This window comes from Reyranella sp. GW821-FHT14A01 (assembly GCF_058803965.1).
In genome coordinates this window covers 650,619-668,339 of record NZ_JBXAPM010000001.1, presented here as the reverse complement: position 1 = coordinate 668,339, position 17,721 = coordinate 650,619, and the positions used below count along the sequence as shown (strand labels likewise).

The window sequence follows — 17,721 nt, the reverse complement described above, 5'->3', positions numbered from 1 at the left end:
TAACTCCGAATCGTATGTCGTTCGGCGGATCGCCGTCCTAACGATCATTGATGAAAAGCGGCGAGATTTTTTTCGCGAAAGAATCTTGGCTTCGTCATCGCCACAAAAGAAAACGCCGCTCGAAAGAGCGGCGTTCACAAACCCTGAAGCAGGATGTCTGGAAGCGTCAGGCCATCGCCTTGATGCGTGCCGAGAGACGCGACACGCGGCGCGAGGCTGCGTTCTTGGTCACGATGCGCTTGGTGGCGCCGCGCTGGATCTCCGGCTGCGCCAGACGCAGCGCCTCCTTGGCGGCGTTCTTGTCGCCGGACGCAATCGCCTCCTCGACCTTCTTCACCGAGCCGCGGACGCGGCTGCGGCGCGCCGTATTCACGGCGGTGCGGCGGTCCGTCTGGCGGGCGCGCTTCTCGGCCGACTTGTGATTAGCCATGGATAGTCCTCGTTATTCGAAGGGCGCGCTTGTACAGGCCGCATGGGGGCCGGTCAAGCGCGCCAAAACCGCCAAATCAGCGGTGTTTCCAGCCCGGCTTACGCTTCTCGGCGAAGGCCGCCATGCCCTCGGACCGGTCGTCGAAGGCAAAAGTTGCATGGAAAGTCCGGCGCTCGAAGCGAACGCCCTCCGAAAGGGTGGTTTCGAAGGCACGATTGACTGCTTCCTTGGCGACCATGGTGGCGGGCAGCGACATGCCGGCGATCTTCTCGGCCGTGGCGATAGCGTCGTCCATCAGCTGGGCCAGCGGCACGACCCGGCTCGCCAGGCCGCAGCGCTCGGCTTCGGCCGCGTCCATCATGCGGCCGGTCAGGACCATGTCCATGGCCTTCGACTTGCCGACGAAGCGCGGCAGGCGCTGCGTGCCGCCGGCGCCGGGAATGGTGCCCAGCGTGATCTCGGGCTGGCCGAACTTCGCGTTGTCCGCAGCGATGATGAAGTCACACATCATGGCCATCTCGCAGCCGCCGCCCAGCGCGTATCCGGCCACCGCCGCGACGATCGGCTTGCGGACCTGGCTGACCTTCTCCCAGCCGACGGTGATGAAGTCCTGCAGGAAGACGTCCTGGTAGGACTTGTCCTTCATCTCCTTGATGTCGGCGCCGGCTGCGAAGGCCTTCTCGCTGCCGGTCAACACCATGCAGCCGATATTGGGATCGGCTTCGAACGCATCGAGCGCCTGGCCGAGTTCGCGCACCAGATCGGCGCAAAGCGCGTTCAGCGCCTTCGGGCGGTTGAGGCGGATGATGCCGACCCGGCCCTTGGTCTCGGTCTGGATGTTCTCGTAGACAGCGGTCATTCCTGTTCTCCTTGAGCGTGCCTTAGCTAGCGCTGGCAGCGGGTGCAATAGAAGGTCGATCGCCCCGCCTGCACCAGCCGGCGTACCGTGTTGCCGCACTGCGGCGTCGGACAGGCGATGCCGGCCCTGTCGTAGACATTGAAGCGCGTCTGGAAATAGCCGAGCTCGCCGCCGGGCTGGACATGGTCGCGCAGGGTCGATCCGCCGTCCTCTATCGAACGGTTCAGGACGAGCTTGATCGCATCGACGAGGCGAACCGCGCGCTCGCCCTTGATCGTGTGGGCGGAGCGGCGCGGCGAGATGCCGGCCAGGAACAGCGCCTCGCACGCATAGATATTGCCGACGCCCACCAGGGTCTTCTGGTCGAGCAGGGCCGCCTTGATCGGCGTCTTGCGTCCGGCGAGCCGGGCCGCCAGCACATCGCCGTCGAAAGCATCTTCCAACGGCTCCGGTCCCAGGCTCTTGAAGTATTTGTGCTGGGCCACGGCATCGTCGGCCACCAGCACCATCAGGCCGAAGCGGCGGGCGTCGTTGAAGCGGACCTGCCAGCCATCGTCCATGTCGAAGACCACATGGTCGTGGCGGTCGAGCGGATGGCTGGCCGCCGTTTCCGCATCGTACAGGGTCATGCGGCCCGACATGCCGAGATGGACGATCAGGGTCTGGCCGTCGTCGAGCCGGATCAGCAGGTACTTGGCGCGCCGGTCGATGCCGGTGACGGTGCGGCCCTCGACTTTGGAGGCAAACTTCGCGGGAAGCGGGACCCGGAGGTCGCGGCGACGCTGCTGCAGGCGGACGATGCGCCGGCCGACCAGGCGCGGCATCAATCCGCGCCGGACAGTTTCTACTTCAGGAAGTTCGGGCATGCGCGGCGGCCATGTACAGTGGGGTCAATGAAGGGGCAACAGAGAGCATTAAACGTCCTGCGGCTGGCCGTGACCATGCTCGTCATCGGCCTTGCGCTGGTGGCGGCCTTGTCCCGGTTGGCGACGTGGCATTGGGCGTTCGAGCTGCTGACCCATTTCCATGTCTATTTCCTCCTGGCAGGCGCTGCACTCGCCGTGGTCGCGCTCGGCCTGCGGCAATGGTGGACGGCCGTTCTGTCGTCGCTGATCGTCGCCGCGAGCTTCTCGACCGTGTGGCCGCATATGCACCTGCCACCGGTCGATCTTCAGCCCCAGCCGGGGCCGGTGGTGCGCCTCCTCTGGGCCAACCTGCATAACGCGAACACCGATCTCGGCGCCCTGCAGCATCTGATCGAGGCGGAGAAGCCCGACATCGCGGTGTTCACGGAACTCGACCCCGTTCACGACGCGGTGCTGCGCGACGTGCGAAGCCTGCTGCCCTTCCAGTCGCCGCCACCCCGCAGCAGCGTGCTTGGAGTCATGCTGCTCGCCAAGAAACAGCCTGAGTCGCTGAAATTCGACCTGACGATGGGCGACCACGCGCCTCTGATGGTGGCGCGACTGTGCCCGTTGGAATCGGGGTGCTTCACCCTGCTCGGCCTGCATGCCTGGCCGCCCTTGCCGCCCTGGACCGGCGTCCGCGACCGCCAGCTCGCCCATGCCGCTGCCGTGGCGCGCCAGCATGTCGACAAGGGAGAGCGCGTCGTCCTGGTCGGCGATCTCAATGTCACGCCGTTCTCGCCGATCTTCGACCGGCTGATAACGCAAAGCGGATTGTGGGACACCAACATCCTGCCGGCCGAGCGTCCGCGCACCTCGCCCTCGATCGCGACCTGGCGGCTGGCAAATACCGGGATCGGCCTGCCCATCGACCACGCGCTCGTCAGCGCCGGCATCGGGATCGTCAGCCGCCGCGTGGGGCCGGACATCGGCAACGACCACCATCCGCTGATCCTCGATCTGAAGATCGCGCCCTGATCCCGTGCTTCAATCCGGCCCTAAGCGGCGGGTTGCAGCGGCGGACGTGCCCCGAAGAGCGCACTGCCGACGCGGACGTGGGTGGCACCCAGGCGTACCGCCGTCTCATAGTCGGCGCTCATGCCCATGCTGAGCTTGGCCAGGCCATTGCGCGCGGCCATCTTGGCCAGCAGCGCGAAGTGCAGCGCCGGCTCCTCGTCGACCGGCGGGATGCACATCAGGCCGACGATGGGCAGCTTGTACTGGTCGCGGCAGGTGGTGACGAAGGCGTCGAGGTCCTTGGGAAGAATGCCCGCCTTCTGCGGCTCTTCGCCGGTGTTGACCTGGATGTAGCAGGCGGGCCGGCGGCCGAGCTTTTCCATCTCCTTGACCAGAGCGGCGGCCAGCCGGTCGCGGTCGACCGACTGTATGACGTCGAACAGAGCGACGGCGTCGCGCGCCTTGTTGGTTTGCAATGGGCCGATCAGGTGCAGTTCGAGGTCGGGATAGGCTTCCTTCAGCGCCGGGAACTTGCCCTCGGCCTCCTGCACGCGGTTCTCGCCGAACACGCGATGGCCGACGTCCAGCAGTTCGCGGACACGGTCGGCGCCGTGCGTCTTGGAGACCGCGACCAGCGTGATATCGGCCGGCGACCGGCCCGCCGCACGCGCAGCCTCGGCGATATGGCCGGAAACCTCGGCCAGACGGTCGGCACCCTCGCTCATGCGTCGAGGCCGGCGCGGGCGAGCAGCGCCTCGTCGTTGTTCGGATCGGCGGCGAGGGCGGCGTCGAGGGTCTCACGCGCCCGGTCGCGCTCGCCGAGGAGGGCAAGGCAGATGCCGTAATTGGCCAGCAGCCGCGCGTCACCCGGCAGGCTGCGCAGCGCCAGCTCATGGTGTGGGCGGGCTTCCGCCGCCCGGCCGAGGCCCACCAGGGCGCGACCGAAGTTGGTTTGCACGAAGGGATCGTCGGGCGCGATCTTGGCGGCCTTCTTCAGCACGCGCCGCGCATCGTCGAACCGCTCGAGGCCGAGCAGCGCCAGCCCCTGGTTGTTCATCGCCTTCGGGTCATCCGAGACGACCTTCAGATAGGGCGCGAGGACCTGGATCGCCTGGTCGAAGTGCTTCTCCTGCACATGCAGGTTCGACAGATGCAGGACGTAGTCCCGCTCCAGCGGGTTGCGTTCGAGGACCTTCTTGAGGAGGTCGACGGCCTGGTCGACCTGGCCCGCCGCCTGCCGGGCCAGCGCCAGCGTACTGATCGCCGCGACGAAGGACGGGTCGAGCTCGAGCGACTTCTCGATCAACGGGATCGCGTCGCTCGGACGGCCGGCGGAATAGAGTACGAAGCCCAGCGTATGGTGCAGCGTGGCGCTGTTGGGCGCCAGCTCCAGTCCCCGCGTGGCCTCGGCGATGGCCTCGTCGTGATGGCCGAGGGCGGCCAGCGACAGCGACCGGTCGCCCAGGATCTGGCCGCGGCGCTCGGCATTGTCACCGGCATCCTGCAGCGCCATGTCGAAGACCTCGAGCGCCGCCGAATGATTGCCCAGGCGATAGAGGGCGTAGCCCAGCATGTTGCGGGCGCGTGCCTGCAGCGGCTTCAGCTGCTCGGTCCCGTGCTCGTGGATGGCGCGGTCGACGTTGCTCACGAATTCCTGCAGTTCGCGCTCGGCGGCGGCGAAGCGGCCCGTGTCCATGTGGAGCGAGGCCAAGGCCAGGCGCGCCTCGACATGGGCCGGCGCGCGCCGGATCGTGTCGCGCAGGTGCCGGGCGGCTTCGTCGACATTGCCCATCCGGCGGGCGACGAGACCGAGATTGTAATGCAGCATCGGCTCGCCGGGGTCCTTCGCGACCGCCTTACGCCACAGGCCCTCGGCCTCCTTCAGCGCGCCACGGTGCGACAGGCAGACCGCGAGATAATGCAGGATGTCGGGGCGCTCGCCGTAACGGGCGAGGCCGCTGCGGAACAGCGGCTCGGCGCGGTCGTACCAGCCGGCGCGCAGATACTGCAGGCCGGTCTGGAGATCAGGGTCGGGTTGCGGCTGGCCGTTGGGCCGATTGGGGGGCGCGATGGCCATGCCGGGCTGTGTAGACCCGCCCCACGGCCAAGGCTAGACGAAATGCCATGGTGAAGGACGTCGAATTATTCGCCGCGGCGATGGCTGGCGTGAAGCCGCTCAGGCGCAAGCGGGCGGCGGCGGGACGCGTGCCGGCAGTGGAAGCCAAGGCGGTGTCCAAGTCGGCCCCGAAGGCCGCGGCCAAGCAAGCGGCGACCCGGCCGACGACCGTTGCCCCGAAGCCACGGCCGCTGCCGGTCAGGCCGAGCGTGCCCGACCTGTCGCCGGACGATCGCCAGTTCGACCGTGACGTCTCGCGCGCCCTGTCGCGGCGCAAGCTGTCGCCGGAAGCGACCATCGACCTGCACGGCATGACGCTCGCGGTGGCGGAACGGGCCGTGACGCAGTTCCTGGCAAGGGTATCGGCGCAGGACATGCGCGTGGTGCTGGTCGTGACCGGCAAGGGGTTGCGCCGCGAAGGCGACCGCACGATCGACGGCCGCATCCGGGCGGAGTTCGTGGGCTGGCTCAATCGCGGCGACAACCGCGAGCGGGTGCGGGCGGTCAAGGCCGCCCACGCCCATCACGGCGGCACGGGCGCCTTCTACCTGCTGCTGCGCCGGCGCTCCTCGGCCAGCAGCCGTTCCTTGCGCGCCACGCCCCAGCGATAGCCGGTCAGCGCGCCGCTCGATCCCACGGCGCGATGGCACGGGATGACCACCGCGGCCTGGTTGGTCGCACAAGCCCGTCCCACCGCGCGGGCCGACTTGGGCTCGCCGATGCTGCGGGCGATCTCGCCGTAGGTGCGGGTCTCGCCGGCCGGGATCTCGGTCAGCGCCTTCCACACCTTCCACTGGAAAGCGGTCCCCACGATGTCGAGCGGCACGTCGGGTGCGTCGAGCGCCGAGGGCTTGCGGCCATAGAGCCGTGACAGCACGCCCTTGACGCGCGGGCCGAGGACTTCGTCGTTGCGCGCGATCTTGGCGGCGGGGAAGTCCTGCTTCAGGCTCTTCTCGAGGGCGCGATCGTCGTCGCCCAGGAATACGGCAGCTATGCCCTTCTGCGTCGCGGCGACCAGCACGCGGCCATAGTCGGAGTCGACCGTGGTGTAGTCGATATGGGCGCCGGCGCCGCCCTTGGCGTAGGTCGCGGGCGTCATGCCCAGCGCCTTGTCGCTGTTCTCGTAGACGCGGCTGGGCGAGCCGTAGCCCGCGCCATAGATCGCATCGGCCACGCTGGCGCCGCCGCGCAGGGCGCTGCGGAACCGCTCGCGCTTGCGCGCGACCAGCCAGTCGCGCGGGGCAACGCCCAGCTCGGCCAGGAAGCGTTTGCCCAGAGCGCCGCTCGACAGGCCGACCTTGCGCGCCACCTCCGCCAGCGACGGCGGGGTGTCGGCATCGTCCGCATCGAACAGCGCGCAGGCGCGCGCCACCGGCTTGCTCAGGCCGACCTCGGCCTGCCAGTCGCGCGGCTTGCAGCGCTTGCACGCCCGGAAGCCCGCCACTTCCGCCGCCTCGGGCGAGGCATGGAAGTCGACGTTGCGGCGCAACGGCGGACGGGCCGCGCACGACGGCAGGCAATAGACCCCGGTCGTCTTGACCGAGAACCAGAACCGGCCGTTGTAGACACGGTCGCGCCGCTGGACGGCGTGCCAGCAGGTCTCCGGGTCGGGAAGAAGGGAAGTGGCGAGGGCCACGGCGGGAAAGGAAAGAGGATGTTGGGTCATGGCGCCATCAAAGCACCATGACTCAACCTGCTCTATCCGGTGCCCGCCGGCAATTCCGGTTTAGGACCAGAAGGGCTTGTCGGCCTCGAACCGGGCGGTCGCCCGGTCGATGCCGATATCTCGCAGCAGTCGCTCGTCCAGCTGGGCCAGCTGATTTCGCGAACGGGCAAGCTCGGCTCGGGTCATGACTTTCTCGATCCCGACCACGACCGTGCCCGCCAGCAGCGACATCGCGCGGCCGAACGAGAGGGAAGGGGCGCCGGTGCGGACCATCCGCACGCTGGATACGATCGACATGACTTAGCTCCGCTTGAGGCGACAGTGCCGGGGATCGGCTGTTCCGCCTCGTTTCTGGCCTGAATTTGCTGTATCCTGTGGATACTTACAAAGGATGAAAGCTCGGGGGAGGCATAGAATTTCTATGAACGGGTTTCAAAGATGAGTCGTTCGCAACTGCCGCTCAATGCCTTGCGCGCCTTCGAGGCCGCCGCCCGACACGCCAGTTTCACCCACGCCGCCGAGGAGCTTCACGTCACCCAGGCCGCCGTCAGCCACCAGGTGAAAGCGCTTGAGGAGAGGCTCGGCGTCGCCCTGTTCGTGCGCCGTCCGCGCGGTCTCGAGATCACCAGCGAAGGCGAGGCGCTGCTGCCCGATCTGCGCGACGCGTTCGACCGCATGACCAATGCGCTGGAGCGTGTCGGCCGCAAGGCCAACTCGGGCACGCTGAACGTGAGCCTCGTCACGACCTTCGCGCTGGGCTGGCTGGTGCCGCGACTGCATCGCTTCCAGGCCAAGCATCCCGAGATCGAAGTGCGCATGACGACGAGCCAGAAGCGCGTCGACTTCGCGCGCGAGGATGTCGACTGCGCGATCAGGTTCACCGTGCAGCCGGAGCCCGAACTGCATGCAACGAGGCTTTTCAGCGATGTGCTGACGCCGCTTTGCGGCAAGCGCTATCGCGACAAGTTGAAGACGTTCGACGACCTGAAGCGCGTGCCCTTCATCGACATGACGCACGATCCAGAATGGTCGATCTGGTTGCGCGCCGTCGGCCTCGGCGACTTCAAGCCCAAGCGCGTGCTCACCTTCGACTCGACGATGATTGCGGTGGAAGCGGCGATGGAAGGCGCAGGTGTGGCCGTCGGTCCGCCACAACTTTTCCGCGAGGAGCTTTCCGCGGGCCGCCTGTTCCAGCCGTTCGAGCAGATCGTCGACAGCGGCAAGGCCTGGTGGTTCGTCTGCCCGCCCGCGTCGGTCAGTCGTCCCAAGACCAAGGCCTTCGAGGAATGGCTGGTCGAGGAGCTGAGCGCCCCGCAGGCGCGGACGGTCCGTCCGGCCCTGGCGGCGAGCGGCCGTCGCTGAGGCGGCCGCGAAAAATTCTAATGGCTGGAGGCCGAGGAACGGCTCAATGGAGCGCGCCACTCCAGTGGCGCAATCATGATCATGAGCGCCACTGGAGTGGCGCGCTCCATTTCAGGCGCCTACACGTGCGCGGCGAAGAAGCCGAGTTCGAGTTCCATGGCGCGGCGGTAGTTGGCGCGCACGGCTTCGGTGTCCCCGGCATGCCGGTCGAGCAGGGCTTCGAGCTGCGCGGCCAGCGCCTCGAAGCCGGGATCGGCGTAGGTCTTCACCCACTCCGAATAGAGCTTCGCCACATTGTTCGCCGCCAGCGACCGGCCAAGGAACGCATAGAGCCGCAGGCACGGCGTCATGGCCGCGACCGTCTCGCCGAGATTGCCGCGCCGGGCCGTCTCCAGCAGGAAATCGACATAGGCGCGTGTCGCCCCGATGGGCGCGACACCGTCGAGGTCGACCCGCCAGCGGTCGGCATAGCCCTTGTGAAGCTTCAGCTCCGTCAGCACGCCGGCAATCAGGCTGGCGAAGGCGTGGAGGTCTTCGCGCGCCTGCGAGTTGGCGAGGCAGAAGGCATACGCGCGTGCGAAGGCTTCAAGGAAATAGGCGTCCTGCGTGACATAGCCCTTGAAGCATTCGATCTGCAGGGAGCCGTCCCGCAGCCCGCGCACGAAGCCGTGCGCCACGACGCGCGCGGCCAGGTCCGAATTCGCCGCCCACAGGTCGGCCGAGAGCGACATGGTCTTCTCCGAATGCCGGCGTCAGCCGCCCAGCGCCTGCACGAGATCGGCGATGATGTCCTCGACATCCTCGAGGCCGACCGAGAGGCGTACGGTGCCGTCGGTGATGCCGAGCTTCGCACGCTCTTCGGCGCCGATGCGCATGTGCGTCGTCGTCGCGGGATGGGTGACCAGGCTCTTCGCGTCGCCCAGGTTGTTGGAGATGTCGACGATCTGCAGGCGGTTCAGCGTCTCGAACGCCGCCCACTTGCCGGCCTTGAGGTCGAACGTCACCACGCCACCGAAATCCGACATCTGCTTGGCCGCCAGCGCATGCTGCGGATGGTCGGGACGACCCGGATAGAGCACGCGGCCGATCGCCGGATGCGCGGCCAGCGCGTCGGCGACGCGGCGGGCATTGGCGCAATGGCGCTCGACGCGCAGGCCCAGCGTCTCCAGGCCCTTGACCAGAACCCAGGCGTTGAACGGGCTGAGCGCGGGGCCGGTGTTGCGGATGATCGGCTGCAGCTTGTCGATGATGAACTCCTTCGAGCCCAGCACCGCGCCGCCCAGGGTGCGTCCCTGGCCGTCGATGTACTTGGTGGCGGAGTGAACCACGACATCGGCGCCGAATTCGAGCGGCCGCTGCAGGATCGGCGTGGCGAAGGCGTTGTCGAGCACGACCTTGGCGCCGGCCTTGTGCGCGAGATCGCACACCGCCTTCACGTCGACGATGTCGAGCATCGGGTTGGACGGCGATTCGAACAGCACGGCCTGCGTGGGCTTGGAGAGCGCCTTCTCCCACTGCGCGAGATCGCCGCCATCGACCAGTTCGCTCTGGATGCCGTACTTCGGCAGCAGGTCGGCCACGATGTAGTGACAGGAGCCGAACAGTTGGCGCGCCGCGACGACGCGATCGCCCGACTTGAGCAGGGCCAGCAGCGCGAAGAATACTGCCGACATGCCGGTCGAGGTCGAGCGACAGGCCTCGGCGCCTTCCAGCGCCGCGAGCCGGTTCTCGAACATGGTGACGGTCGGATTGCCGAAGCGCGAATACTGGTAGTGGTTGCTCTCGCCCTTGAAGGTCGCCTCGGCCTCCTCGGCGCTCGAATAGGCGTAGCCCGAGGTCAGGAACAGCGCTTCCGACGTCTCGTCGAAATTGCTGCGGACCTGCCCGCCGCGCACGGCGCGGGTCTGGGTGCGCCACTTCGAGATATCGGCCTCGGTCTTCTTCTTCGGAATCGATCCGTCCATCACACTTCTCCTCTCGCCGCGTGCCCTTTCCCGGCAACGCAAACGAAAAACCCCCGACCTAGAAGGACGGGGGCTTTGCGAGCACCTCCGACCTTTTAGCGATGTTTAACGTGGTCGCAAGCCGGTCGGCTCAAATCTCCACGGACCGCCTCTATAAGGAGGGCGGTAGCCGGACGCAAGCCCTTCAATCGGGCTTCACGTCGGCTGCTTTGGCGACCTCGGTCCACTTCTTCAGCTCGGCTGCCGTATGGGCGGCGAGCTCGGCCGGGGTCGAGGAGGCGATCTCGTAGCCAAGGTCGGAGATCTTCTTGGCGACCTCGGGGTCCTTCAGCGCCTTCAGCAGCTCGGCATTCAGGCGCTGCACGATCGGCGCCGGCGTGCCTGCGGGCGCATAGAGGCCGGCCCAGGTATAGGCCTCGACTCCGGCGACGCCCTGCTCGCCGACCGTCTTGAGATCGGGCAGGGCCGGCGAGCGCTTGGCCATGGCAAGTCCGACGGCGCGCAGCTTGCCCGCCTGGATCTGGCCCATCGCCGGTGCGAGCGCATCGAACACCACGTCGATCTCGCCGGCGAGCAGCGCCTGCTGCGCCGGCGCCGAGCCGCGATAGGGGATGTGCTGCATCTTCACGCCGGTGCGCAGACGGAAGAGCTCGGCGGTGAGATGCAGGATCGAGCCGTTGCCCGACGAACCGTAGTCGAACTTCGGGCTGCGCTGGATCAACGCGATCAGGCCGGGGATGTCCTGCGCCGGAGACTCAGGACGGACGAGCACGACCATCGGCACGATGGCGGCGAGGCCGATCGCGGCGAAGCTGGTCGGATCGTATTTCAGCGACGGGTTGATGGCGGGCACGATCGCCAGGGTGGAGACCGTGCCCATCAGCAGCGTGTAACCGTCGGGTGCGGCCTGCGCGAGAAGCTGGCCGGCGAGACCACCGCCCGCACCCGGCTTGTTGTCGATGACGAAGGACTGTCCCAGCCCTTCGGCCATCTTCGGCGTGACGATGCGGGCGATGATGTCGGGCACGCCGCCCGGCGCGAAGGGGATGAGCACCTTGATCGGCTGGCCCTTGGGCCATTCAGCCTGTGCCCGCGCCGTTCCCGCGAACGACGCCAGCGACGCTGCCCCGAGAGTGCCCAGGGCAGCGCGACGTGTGATGCTCATTGTTTCCCCCTTCGTTGTTGTTTCTTCTCTATTTGAGATCACCCCTGCCTTTCTCCTCCCCCGTCTTACGGGGGAGGCCGGGAGGGGGAAAGCAACGCGATGATTTGTCGGTTTCGGAGAGTTCAGATCTATGGCCTTCCCCCTCCGCCTCCCTCGGGGGCACCTCCCCCGTTTGACGGGGGAGGAATTTTGATCCGATCTCGATCTAGTGCTTCTGCTTGGCGAGCGCCTGCTCCCGGAGCTTGGTCATGGTGATGCGCGAGGTGATCGCCTCGGCGTCCGTCTTCACATGGATGATCGCGGGCTTGCCGGCGCCCAGCGCGCGCTCGAACGCCGCCTCGAAGTCCGCCGTGCGCTCGACCGTCTCGCCGTGGCCGCCGAACGCGCGGGCATAGGCCGCGAAGTCGGGGTTCTTGAGCTCGGTGCCGTGCACGCGCGTCGGATACTCACGCTCCTGATGCATGCGGATCGTGCCGTACATGCCGTTGTCGACCACGATGAACACCACGTTGGCACCGTGCTGGACGGCGGTGGCGAACTCCTGCCCGTTCATCAGGAAGCAGCCGTCGCCGCTGAACGACACGACGGTGCGGCCGGGCGCGGCGATCTTCGCCGCCACCGCCGATGGCACACCGTAGCCCATCGAGCCGTTGGTCGGCGCGAGCTGGGTGCGGAAGCCGCGATACTGGAAGAAGCGGTGAACGTAACCGGCATAGTTGCCGGCGCCGTTGGTGACGATCACGTCGTCGGGCAGACGCTTGTTCAGCCAGCCGACGATTTCGGCGAGGTTGGCGGAACCGGGTTGCGGCGTCGGCTCGATGTTCTTCAGATAGTCAGCGCGCGCCGTGGGCACGCCCGCCTTCCACGCCGAGGCATCGACCGGCTTCATCGCCTTGGCCGCGGCGGCGAACTGCGACATGCCGGAGTTGATCGGCAGGGTCGCCTGATAGACGCGGCCGAGTTCCTCGGCACCGGCATGCACATGCACCATCTTCTGCGCCGGCACCGGCAGGTCGAACAGCGTGTAGCCGCCGGTCGTCGCCTCGCCGAGACGCGGACCGATCGCGATGATGAGATCGCTCTCCTTGATGCGCTTGCCGAGCGGCGGGTTCACGCCGATGCCGAGGTCGCCGACGAAATTATCGTGGCGGTTGTCGATCAGGTCCTGGTTGCGGAAGGCGGTTGTCACCGGCAGGTGATTGGCTTCGACGAACTCCTTGATGTCGGCGCAGGCCTTCTCGTCCCAGCCGCCGCCGCCCAGGATGACCAGCGGCTGCTTCGCCGCGGCGAGCAGTTCGCGGAACGTCGCCATGTCTTCCGGCGCCGGCGCGCCGCGCGCGACCTTGTAGGGTCCGGTGTCAGCGACCTCGACCTCGTCGACCAGCATATCTTCCGGCAGTGCAATCACGACCGGACCGGGCCGGCCGTTCATCGCGCGATGGAAAGCCTGGCTCACGATCTCGGGGATGCGGCGGGCATCTTCGATCTGCGTCACCCACTTGGCCATCTGGCCGTACATGCGGCGATAGTCGATTTCCTGGAACGCCTCGCGCTCGGCCTGTTCGCGCGCGACCTGCCCGACCAGCAAAATCATGGGCGTCGAATCCTGGAAGCCGGTATGCATTCCGACACTGGCATTGGTCGCGCCGGGACCGCGCGTGACGAAACAGACGCCCGGCTTGCCGGTCAGCTTGCCGTAGGCTTCGGCCATGTAGGACGCGCCGCCTTCCTGGCGGCAAATCACATAGCGAATGGAATTGCGCTGCGCGTAAAGCGCGTCGAGGGCGGCCAGGTAGCTTTCGCCGGGTACGCCGAAGATCGTGTCGGTGCCGTGGATACGCAGTTGATCGATCAGAACCTGCGCGCCGCTGCGGCGCGGGTATACGGTAGCCATGTTGGAGATCTTTCCCTTACTTCGTGGGTGAGAAGGTGGTGGGCACCAATATCTTGTTGTTCATCGTCTTCATATATTCTCGGCTCTTCTGCAAATAAGCCTGCCAGGCGGGATCGGCGGCCATTGCGGCGCGACGCTTCGTGCGATCCGCGAGATCGGCATAGCCCCAGATGTGAACGATCTCGTTCACGTTGCCGACCTCGGTTGTATAGTAGCCGACCAGATTACCGAGATACTTGAGCTGCACCGGCAGCCCTTCCTTTTCGTAGAGCGCGAGGAAGTCGCGCAGGCGGCCCGGCTGAAGTTCGTAGGTTCGATGGTCGATGATCATTCGCAATCCCTCCCGTTTCCCCGTTGATTGTGAGACGTCACATGTACCGTCTCAACCCTGTTGCGCGGTAGACTCAAGGCTTGAATCAGCGCATAAGTGCTGCATTGCGACACTAGCCGACGAGCATCATCACGAGTCTCGGCCCACAGTCGCGGAGCGCGATACCGGTCAACGTCTTCCCGTGAGCTACTTGGTCATCTGTCAAAGGTCATCGAAACGCTTGGACGCATTTGTCCAGCAAGCGCGCGCCGGACTCCGCTCGATCCTTCCTCTAGCCCAGAGCCTTGAATGAGTCGCAAATTGTTTGTGGGCAACCTGCCCTATTCGGTCACGTCTGAGCGTCTGCAAGAAGCCTTCTCTCAGTTCGGCACCGTTACAACTTCGAAAGTGATCGTGGATCGCGAGACCGGCCGCAGCCGCGGCTTCGCGTTCCTCGAGATGGAAACCGATGACCAAGGCGCCTCGGCCATGCAGGCCATGAACGGTGCGTTGCTGGATGGCCGCTCGATCGCGGTTCGTGAAGCTGTCGAGCGTCAGCCCGGCGGTGGCGGCGGCGGTGGATTTGGTGGTGGCGGTGGTGGCGGCCGTGATGGCGGCGGCTTCCGTCCGCGTGGTCCGCGTCCGCCGTATGGCGGCGGTGGCGGTGGTGGCGGCTACGGTGGTGGCGGTCGTGACGGCGGCGGTGGCGGCTACGGTGGTGGCGGCGGTCGTGATGGCGGCGGTGGCGGTGGTTATCGCGGCGGTGGCGGCGGAGGCTACGGCGGCGGCGGTGGCGGCGGCTACGGTGGTGGCGGTCGCGACGGCGGCGGCGGCGGCGGTGGTTATCGCGGCGCTGCCCCGGGTGGCGGTGGTGACGGCGGCCCGATGCGGGATCGCCGCGCCGATTTCTCCAGCGCTCCTCCTCCCGATGCTGGTGCTCCCGGTGGTGGCGACTTCGGCAAGCCGCCGCGTCGCCATGGCGGCGGCGGTGCTCCGGACCGTCCGCGCCGAGACCGTGACTACGAACCGCGCAAGCGCGGCTTCGACGACGATCAATAGATCAGACTGGCAATAGACTGCTCTGACAGTCGACAGGAACGCCGGAGGATTTCCTCCGGCGTTTTTGTTTGCGGGAAGCGCCAGGGTGTTATGCTTCATCTCTGTGACGGAGGTGGGCATGAGGCGACGGTCGGCGCTCGTAGGCTCCTTGGCGGCCCTGACGATGGGAACATCGGCCCGCGCCCAGACACCGGTCGACCTGCAGCTTGTGCTGGCCGTCGACGTCTCGCGCTCCATCGACGAGGTCGAGGCCGAACTCCAGCGGCGCGGCTATATCGAGGCCCTGACCAACGACCGGGTCATCGACGCCATCCTGTCGGGCGAGAACAGGCGCATCGCCGTCTGCTACACCGAATGGGCCGGCACGCATTACCAGGTCGTCGTGCTCGACTGGACCCTGATCGACAGTCCCGGCGCGGCGCGGCGCTTCGCCGAGAAGCTGGCCGAGGCGCCCCGGGCGTCGCAAAGCTGGACCGCCGTCGGCGCCGCCCTCGCCCATGCCGGCCAGCGTTTCGAGAATGCGCCCTTCGTCGCCAAGCGCCGTGTCATCGACGTGTCGGGCGATGGCCGCACCAACGACGGGCCGCCGGCCGAGATCGTGCGGGACAAGCTGGTGTCGCAAGGCATCGTGGTGAACGGGCTGCCGGTGATGATGAACCGCAGCAATTTCGGCCGCCCGCCCGACCTCACCCTCGACAAGTACTACGAGGAGAGTGTCATCGGCGGCCCGGGTTCGTTCATGATCGTGGCCGACAATTTCGACCATTTCGGCCGCGCCGTCCGCACCAAGCTGGTGCGCGAGATTTCCGACAGCGCGCCTACGCCTCGTTCAACACCTGCCTGAGCCTCTGGAAGGGCGTGCCGTCGCGGATGAGTTGAACCGGCATGCCGAGATGGCCGAGCTGGTACCGGAAGACGTTCTCCTCCGGCAATCGCCAGCCTTGGGCGAGCGCCAGCCCGTCGCGATAGGGCACCCATCGGTCGGTTTCGCCCAGCGCTGAAACGATGCGCGACGGCGGCAAAGCCGGCGTTTCCGCAGGATCGATTGCCCGCGACAGTCGCGCCAGGGACTCGCGCGACCAGCCTGCCTCGACCAGTGCCCGGTCGAGACCCAGCATGGCGGCAAGCGCGCCACCGAATGTCACGTCCTCGACACGGCCCGAATGGCTGATCAGCATCGCCGCATCGGGGCGCGCTCCGACCGGCCAGAGATGACAGTGGCTGGCGGCCAACTGCGCCACGAACGACGACATCGATATGCCCGCCAGCGCCACCTTGCCGCCGAACCGGGCGCGGGCCCAAGCGGTCAGGAGCGCCGATTCGATCGCCTGCCCGGCAATGAGATCCATCGAACTCGTCGGGCTTGCCGCGAAGAACGGCTCCCCACCATAGAAACCCGGCATCGCCCGCAGACCGTGATAGGGCGAAACCGGCTCGATGACCCTCCACCCCATCGCGGCGAGTTGGGGGCCAGGGCCCCGGTCCATCGACATCAACTCGGACTCGACGCAGAGGCCGTTGCCGAAAATCAGGGTGTCGCTTGTCCCACCGACAGGTTCGGCGACGCGGGCATAGAGTGTTTCGCTGCCGTCACGTCGTTGGAGCCGGGCCGACGGCGTCGGCGCGCGCAGCCAGTATTCGCGAATGCCGTCCCGCACGAAGTCGCGCGATATCGCCAGGGTCTCGACAGCGATCGGCGCGACATAGAGGGCGGAAGCGTCGTCCAGCACAGGACCGAGCTCGCGTTCGACCTGCTTCGGCTCGTCGATTCGCCAGCGCGCAAGAGGCGGCCGCCGGGGAAACAGCAACGGATAGAAGAGTGCCCGGGTCGCGAGATGAGTCGTCGCGGCAGCACGCCTTTGACCGTCCAACCGTTCCGGATCGCCCTCGCCCGCCGGATCGAAGAGGCCGGTCTCCCAGGCCGCGCGCGTCTCGTCTGCACGGGCCTGCGCCCGTCCATGACGCGCCAGCAGGCCCCGCAATCGCGCCTCCGACCAGAAGCCCGGCAGGGCAATGCCGATTTCCTCACGGAATCGGGCGACATCCATCCCGGCGAGATTGGCCGCGGCCCACAATCGCGAGAGCGGCAGATACCAGCGTTGCAGGCCATACAGCCCCACCGGATCGACCCATGGCCGCGCCAGCAAGGCTCCCACCGGCGAACCGAACAGAACGTTCATCCAGGCGTCTCCCGGCAGGCGGCGATTTTGCTTGGCCACATATGCGCTTAGCCGCATCATCGCCCGCAGCCGAGCCCTTCTTCAATGGAGTCCTTTGAATGCTGGCCAACGACCCGGTCACCCAGGCGCGGATCGACCTGACCACCGCCCTGCGCGCCGCCGCGCGGCACGGGCTGAACGAGGGCGTCTGCAACCACTTCAGCATGACGGTGCCCGGCCGCGACGATCTCTTCCTGGTCAACCCGCAGGGCCTGCACTGGTCGGAGATCACGCCGTCCGACATCGTGATGGCCGACGGCGACGGCAACATCATCGAGGGCAAGTACGAGGTCGAGCCGACCGCCTTCTACATCCATGCCCGCATCCATGCCGGCAACCCGCGCGCCAAGGTCGTGCTGCACACCCACATGCCCTACGCCACGGCACTCACCTCGATCCGCGACGGCCGCATCGAAATGTGCACCCAGAACGCCTTCCGCTACTGGGGCCGCATCGCCTACGACGAGGCCTATGGCGGCGTCGCGCTGTCCAACGACGAGGGCGAGCGCATGTGCCGGGCGATGGGCGACAAGGACATCCTGTTCCTGCGGAACCATGGCATCATCGTCTCGGGTCCGACCGTTGCCCAAGCCTACGACGACCTTTATTACCTCGAACGTGCGGCGATGGTGCAGGTCCTGGCCATGCAGACCGGCCGGGAGCTGCACAATATCGACGAGGCGATGGCCGAGCATACGGCCAGGCAGATCGCGGGCGAGGCGCAGCAGGCCTTCCTGCATTTTGAATCGCTGAAGCGCATGCTCGACCGGGACGAAGCCGGCTGGAGCAGGCTGACGGCGGTCGAGGGACGTTAG

The 17,721-nt window shown here is 66.9% G+C and carries 19 protein-coding genes and 1 riboswitch; of the genes, 6 read left to right on the top strand and 13 right to left on the bottom strand.

All coding sequences use genetic code 11. The annotated features are described in order from the left end of the window. Positions 1 to 166: 166 nt before the first annotated feature. The 3 genes from rpsT to mutM form a co-directional block, all read right to left on the bottom strand. Positions 167 to 430: a 30S ribosomal protein S20 gene (gene rpsT, locus AC1ROX_RS03265; protein ID WP_493122318.1), complete on the bottom strand. Its 264-nt coding sequence runs from the start codon at positions 428 to 430 to the stop codon at positions 167 to 169. 76 nt (positions 431 to 506) lie between these two features. Then, positions 507 to 1,289: an enoyl-CoA hydratase gene (locus tag AC1ROX_RS03260; RefSeq protein ID WP_493122317.1), complete on the bottom strand. Its 783-nt coding sequence runs from the start codon at positions 1,287 to 1,289 to the stop codon at positions 507 to 509. Between the two features lie 26 nt (positions 1,290 to 1,315). Then, positions 1,316 to 2,155, bottom strand: coding sequence for a bifunctional DNA-formamidopyrimidine glycosylase/DNA-(apurinic or apyrimidinic site) lyase (gene mutM, locus AC1ROX_RS03255; RefSeq protein ID WP_493122315.1), 840 nt, complete (start codon positions 2,153 to 2,155; stop codon positions 1,316 to 1,318). Between the two features lie 75 nt (positions 2,156 to 2,230). Between mutM and AC1ROX_RS03250 the strand changes: the two genes are divergently transcribed. After that, positions 2,231 to 3,172 carry an endonuclease/exonuclease/phosphatase family protein gene (locus AC1ROX_RS03250; protein ID WP_493122522.1) on the top strand — a complete coding sequence of 314 codons (942 nt, stop codon included), beginning with the start codon at positions 2,231 to 2,233 and terminating at the stop codon, positions 3,170 to 3,172. 20 nt (positions 3,173 to 3,192) lie between these two features. Here AC1ROX_RS03250 and AC1ROX_RS03245 read toward each other — a convergent pair whose 3' ends face one another. Then, positions 3,193 to 3,876 carry a YggS family pyridoxal phosphate-dependent enzyme gene (locus AC1ROX_RS03245; RefSeq protein WP_493122313.1) on the bottom strand — a complete coding sequence of 228 codons (684 nt, stop codon included), beginning with the start codon at positions 3,874 to 3,876 and terminating at the stop codon, positions 3,193 to 3,195. Beyond that, positions 3,873 to 5,228, bottom strand: a complete 1,356-nt coding sequence (locus AC1ROX_RS03240) for a tetratricopeptide repeat protein (protein WP_493122311.1) — start codon at positions 5,226 to 5,228, stop codon at positions 3,873 to 3,875. Before AC1ROX_RS03240 ends, AC1ROX_RS03245 begins: the two co-directional genes overlap by 4 nt. Before the next feature lie 47 nt (positions 5,229 to 5,275). On the opposite strand from AC1ROX_RS03240, the gene AC1ROX_RS03235 reads away from it, so the two are divergent. Further along, the gene (locus AC1ROX_RS03235) at positions 5,276 to 5,878 is read left to right on the top strand and encodes a Smr/MutS family protein (protein ID WP_493122309.1); all 603 of its coding nucleotides are present in this window, start codon (positions 5,276 to 5,278) and stop codon (positions 5,876 to 5,878) included. On the opposite strand, the gene ada is transcribed toward AC1ROX_RS03235, so the two are convergent. Together ada and AC1ROX_RS03225 are read right to left on the bottom strand one after the other, a co-directional pair. After that, entirely contained in the window at positions 5,812 to 6,933 is a 1,122-nt protein-coding gene (ada, locus tag AC1ROX_RS03230; RefSeq protein ID WP_493122307.1) for a bifunctional DNA-binding transcriptional regulator/O6-methylguanine-DNA methyltransferase Ada, read from the bottom strand. The genes AC1ROX_RS03235 and ada overlap by 67 nt on opposite strands. Positions 6,934 to 6,993: 60 nt before the next feature. After that, on the bottom strand, positions 6,994 to 7,230 hold the full coding sequence (locus AC1ROX_RS03225) for a DUF1127 domain-containing protein (protein WP_493122305.1): 237 nt from the start codon (positions 7,228 to 7,230) through the stop codon (positions 6,994 to 6,996). 141 nt (positions 7,231 to 7,371) lie between these two features. On the opposite strand from AC1ROX_RS03225, the gene gcvA reads away from it, so the two are divergent. After that, the gene (gene gcvA / locus AC1ROX_RS03220) at positions 7,372 to 8,295 is read left to right on the top strand and encodes a transcriptional regulator GcvA (protein ID WP_493122303.1); all 924 of its coding nucleotides are present in this window, start codon (positions 7,372 to 7,374) and stop codon (positions 8,293 to 8,295) included. Between the two features lie 119 nt (positions 8,296 to 8,414). Here the strand turns inward: gcvA and AC1ROX_RS03215 are convergent, their stop codons facing one another. The 5 genes from AC1ROX_RS03215 to AC1ROX_RS03195 form a co-directional block, all read right to left on the bottom strand. Beyond that, positions 8,415 to 9,026, bottom strand: coding sequence for a TenA family protein (locus tag AC1ROX_RS03215; protein WP_493122301.1), 612 nt, complete (start codon positions 9,024 to 9,026; stop codon positions 8,415 to 8,417). Between the two features lie 21 nt (positions 9,027 to 9,047). After that, positions 9,048 to 10,259 (bottom strand): O-succinylhomoserine sulfhydrylase, encoded by a 1,212-nt coding sequence (locus AC1ROX_RS03210; protein WP_493122300.1) that lies wholly within the window; start codon positions 10,257 to 10,259, stop codon positions 9,048 to 9,050. A gap of 75 nt (positions 10,260 to 10,334) precedes the next feature. Beyond that, positions 10,335 to 10,411, bottom strand: a riboswitch (SAM riboswitch). A gap of 32 nt (positions 10,412 to 10,443) precedes the next feature. After that, the gene (locus AC1ROX_RS03205) at positions 10,444 to 11,424 is read right to left on the bottom strand and encodes a Bug family tripartite tricarboxylate transporter substrate binding protein (protein ID WP_493122298.1); all 981 of its coding nucleotides are present in this window, start codon (positions 11,422 to 11,424) and stop codon (positions 10,444 to 10,446) included. Between the two features lie 205 nt (positions 11,425 to 11,629). After that, on the bottom strand, positions 11,630 to 13,318 hold the full coding sequence (locus AC1ROX_RS03200; RefSeq protein WP_493122297.1) for a thiamine pyrophosphate-binding protein: 1,689 nt from the start codon (positions 13,316 to 13,318) through the stop codon (positions 11,630 to 11,632). A 16-nt stretch (positions 13,319 to 13,334) separates the two neighbouring features. Then, entirely contained in the window at positions 13,335 to 13,649 is a 315-nt protein-coding gene (locus tag AC1ROX_RS03195) for an NIPSNAP family protein (protein WP_493122296.1), read from the bottom strand. Between the two features lie 288 nt (positions 13,650 to 13,937). Here AC1ROX_RS03195 and AC1ROX_RS03190 point away from each other — a divergent pair, with 288 nt between their 5' ends. Beyond that, positions 13,938 to 14,687 (top strand): RNA recognition motif domain-containing protein, encoded by a 750-nt coding sequence (locus tag AC1ROX_RS03190; protein WP_493122294.1) that lies wholly within the window; start codon positions 13,938 to 13,940, stop codon positions 14,685 to 14,687. Positions 14,688 to 14,805: 118 nt separating this feature from the next. Beyond that, on the top strand, positions 14,806 to 15,531 hold the full coding sequence (locus AC1ROX_RS03185; protein ID WP_493122292.1) for a DUF1194 domain-containing protein: 726 nt from the start codon (positions 14,806 to 14,808) through the stop codon (positions 15,529 to 15,531). Here AC1ROX_RS03185 and AC1ROX_RS03180 read toward each other — a convergent pair. Beyond that, the gene (locus tag AC1ROX_RS03180; RefSeq protein ID WP_493122290.1) at positions 15,506 to 16,867 is read right to left on the bottom strand and encodes a hypothetical protein; all 1,362 of its coding nucleotides are present in this window, start codon (positions 16,865 to 16,867) and stop codon (positions 15,506 to 15,508) included. The genes AC1ROX_RS03185 and AC1ROX_RS03180 overlap by 26 nt on opposite strands. A 98-nt stretch (positions 16,868 to 16,965) precedes the next feature. Between AC1ROX_RS03180 and AC1ROX_RS03175 the strand changes: the two genes are divergently transcribed. Next, on the top strand, positions 16,966 to 17,721 hold the full coding sequence (locus AC1ROX_RS03175) for an aldolase (RefSeq protein WP_493122288.1): 756 nt from the start codon (positions 16,966 to 16,968) through the stop codon (positions 17,719 to 17,721).

Excerpts from the sequence above, each read along its gene's own strand:
- rpsT (WP_493122318.1), bottom strand. The coding sequence starts at position 430 with ATGGCTAATCACAAGTCGGCCGAGAAGCGCGCCCGCCAGACGGACCGC.
- AC1ROX_RS03260 (WP_493122317.1), bottom strand. The coding sequence starts at position 1,289 with ATGACCGCTGTCTACGAGAACATCCAGACCGAGACCAAGGGCCGGGTC.
- mutM (WP_493122315.1), bottom strand. The coding sequence starts at position 2,155 with ATGCCCGAACTTCCTGAAGTAGAAACTGTCCGGCGCGGATTGATGCCG.
- AC1ROX_RS03250 (WP_493122522.1), top strand. The coding sequence starts at position 2,231 with ATGCTCGTCATCGGCCTTGCGCTGGTGGCGGCCTTGTCCCGGTTGGCG.
- AC1ROX_RS03245 (WP_493122313.1), bottom strand. The coding sequence starts at position 3,876 with ATGAGCGAGGGTGCCGACCGTCTGGCCGAGGTTTCCGGCCATATCGCC.
- AC1ROX_RS03240 (WP_493122311.1), bottom strand. The coding sequence starts at position 5,228 with ATGGCCATCGCGCCCCCCAATCGGCCCAACGGCCAGCCGCAACCCGAC.
- AC1ROX_RS03235 (WP_493122309.1), top strand. The coding sequence starts at position 5,276 with ATGGTGAAGGACGTCGAATTATTCGCCGCGGCGATGGCTGGCGTGAAG.
- ada (WP_493122307.1), bottom strand. The coding sequence starts at position 6,933 with ATGACCCAACATCCTCTTTCCTTTCCCGCCGTGGCCCTCGCCACTTCC.
- AC1ROX_RS03225 (WP_493122305.1), bottom strand. The coding sequence starts at position 7,230 with ATGTCGATCGTATCCAGCGTGCGGATGGTCCGCACCGGCGCCCCTTCC.
- gcvA (WP_493122303.1), top strand. The coding sequence starts at position 7,372 with ATGAGTCGTTCGCAACTGCCGCTCAATGCCTTGCGCGCCTTCGAGGCC.
- AC1ROX_RS03215 (WP_493122301.1), bottom strand. The coding sequence starts at position 9,026 with ATGTCGCTCTCGGCCGACCTGTGGGCGGCGAATTCGGACCTGGCCGCG.
- AC1ROX_RS03210 (WP_493122300.1), bottom strand. The coding sequence starts at position 10,259 with ATGGACGGATCGATTCCGAAGAAGAAGACCGAGGCCGATATCTCGAAG.
- AC1ROX_RS03205 (WP_493122298.1), bottom strand. The coding sequence starts at position 11,424 with ATGAGCATCACACGTCGCGCTGCCCTGGGCACTCTCGGGGCAGCGTCG.
- AC1ROX_RS03200 (WP_493122297.1), bottom strand. The coding sequence starts at position 13,318 with ATGGCTACCGTATACCCGCGCCGCAGCGGCGCGCAGGTTCTGATCGAT.
- AC1ROX_RS03195 (WP_493122296.1), bottom strand. The coding sequence starts at position 13,649 with ATGATCATCGACCATCGAACCTACGAACTTCAGCCGGGCCGCCTGCGC.
- AC1ROX_RS03190 (WP_493122294.1), top strand. The coding sequence starts at position 13,938 with ATGAGTCGCAAATTGTTTGTGGGCAACCTGCCCTATTCGGTCACGTCT.
- AC1ROX_RS03185 (WP_493122292.1), top strand. The coding sequence starts at position 14,806 with ATGAGGCGACGGTCGGCGCTCGTAGGCTCCTTGGCGGCCCTGACGATG.
- AC1ROX_RS03180 (WP_493122290.1), bottom strand. The coding sequence starts at position 16,867 with ATGAACGTTCTGTTCGGTTCGCCGGTGGGAGCCTTGCTGGCGCGGCCA.
- AC1ROX_RS03175 (WP_493122288.1), top strand. The coding sequence starts at position 16,966 with ATGCTGGCCAACGACCCGGTCACCCAGGCGCGGATCGACCTGACCACC.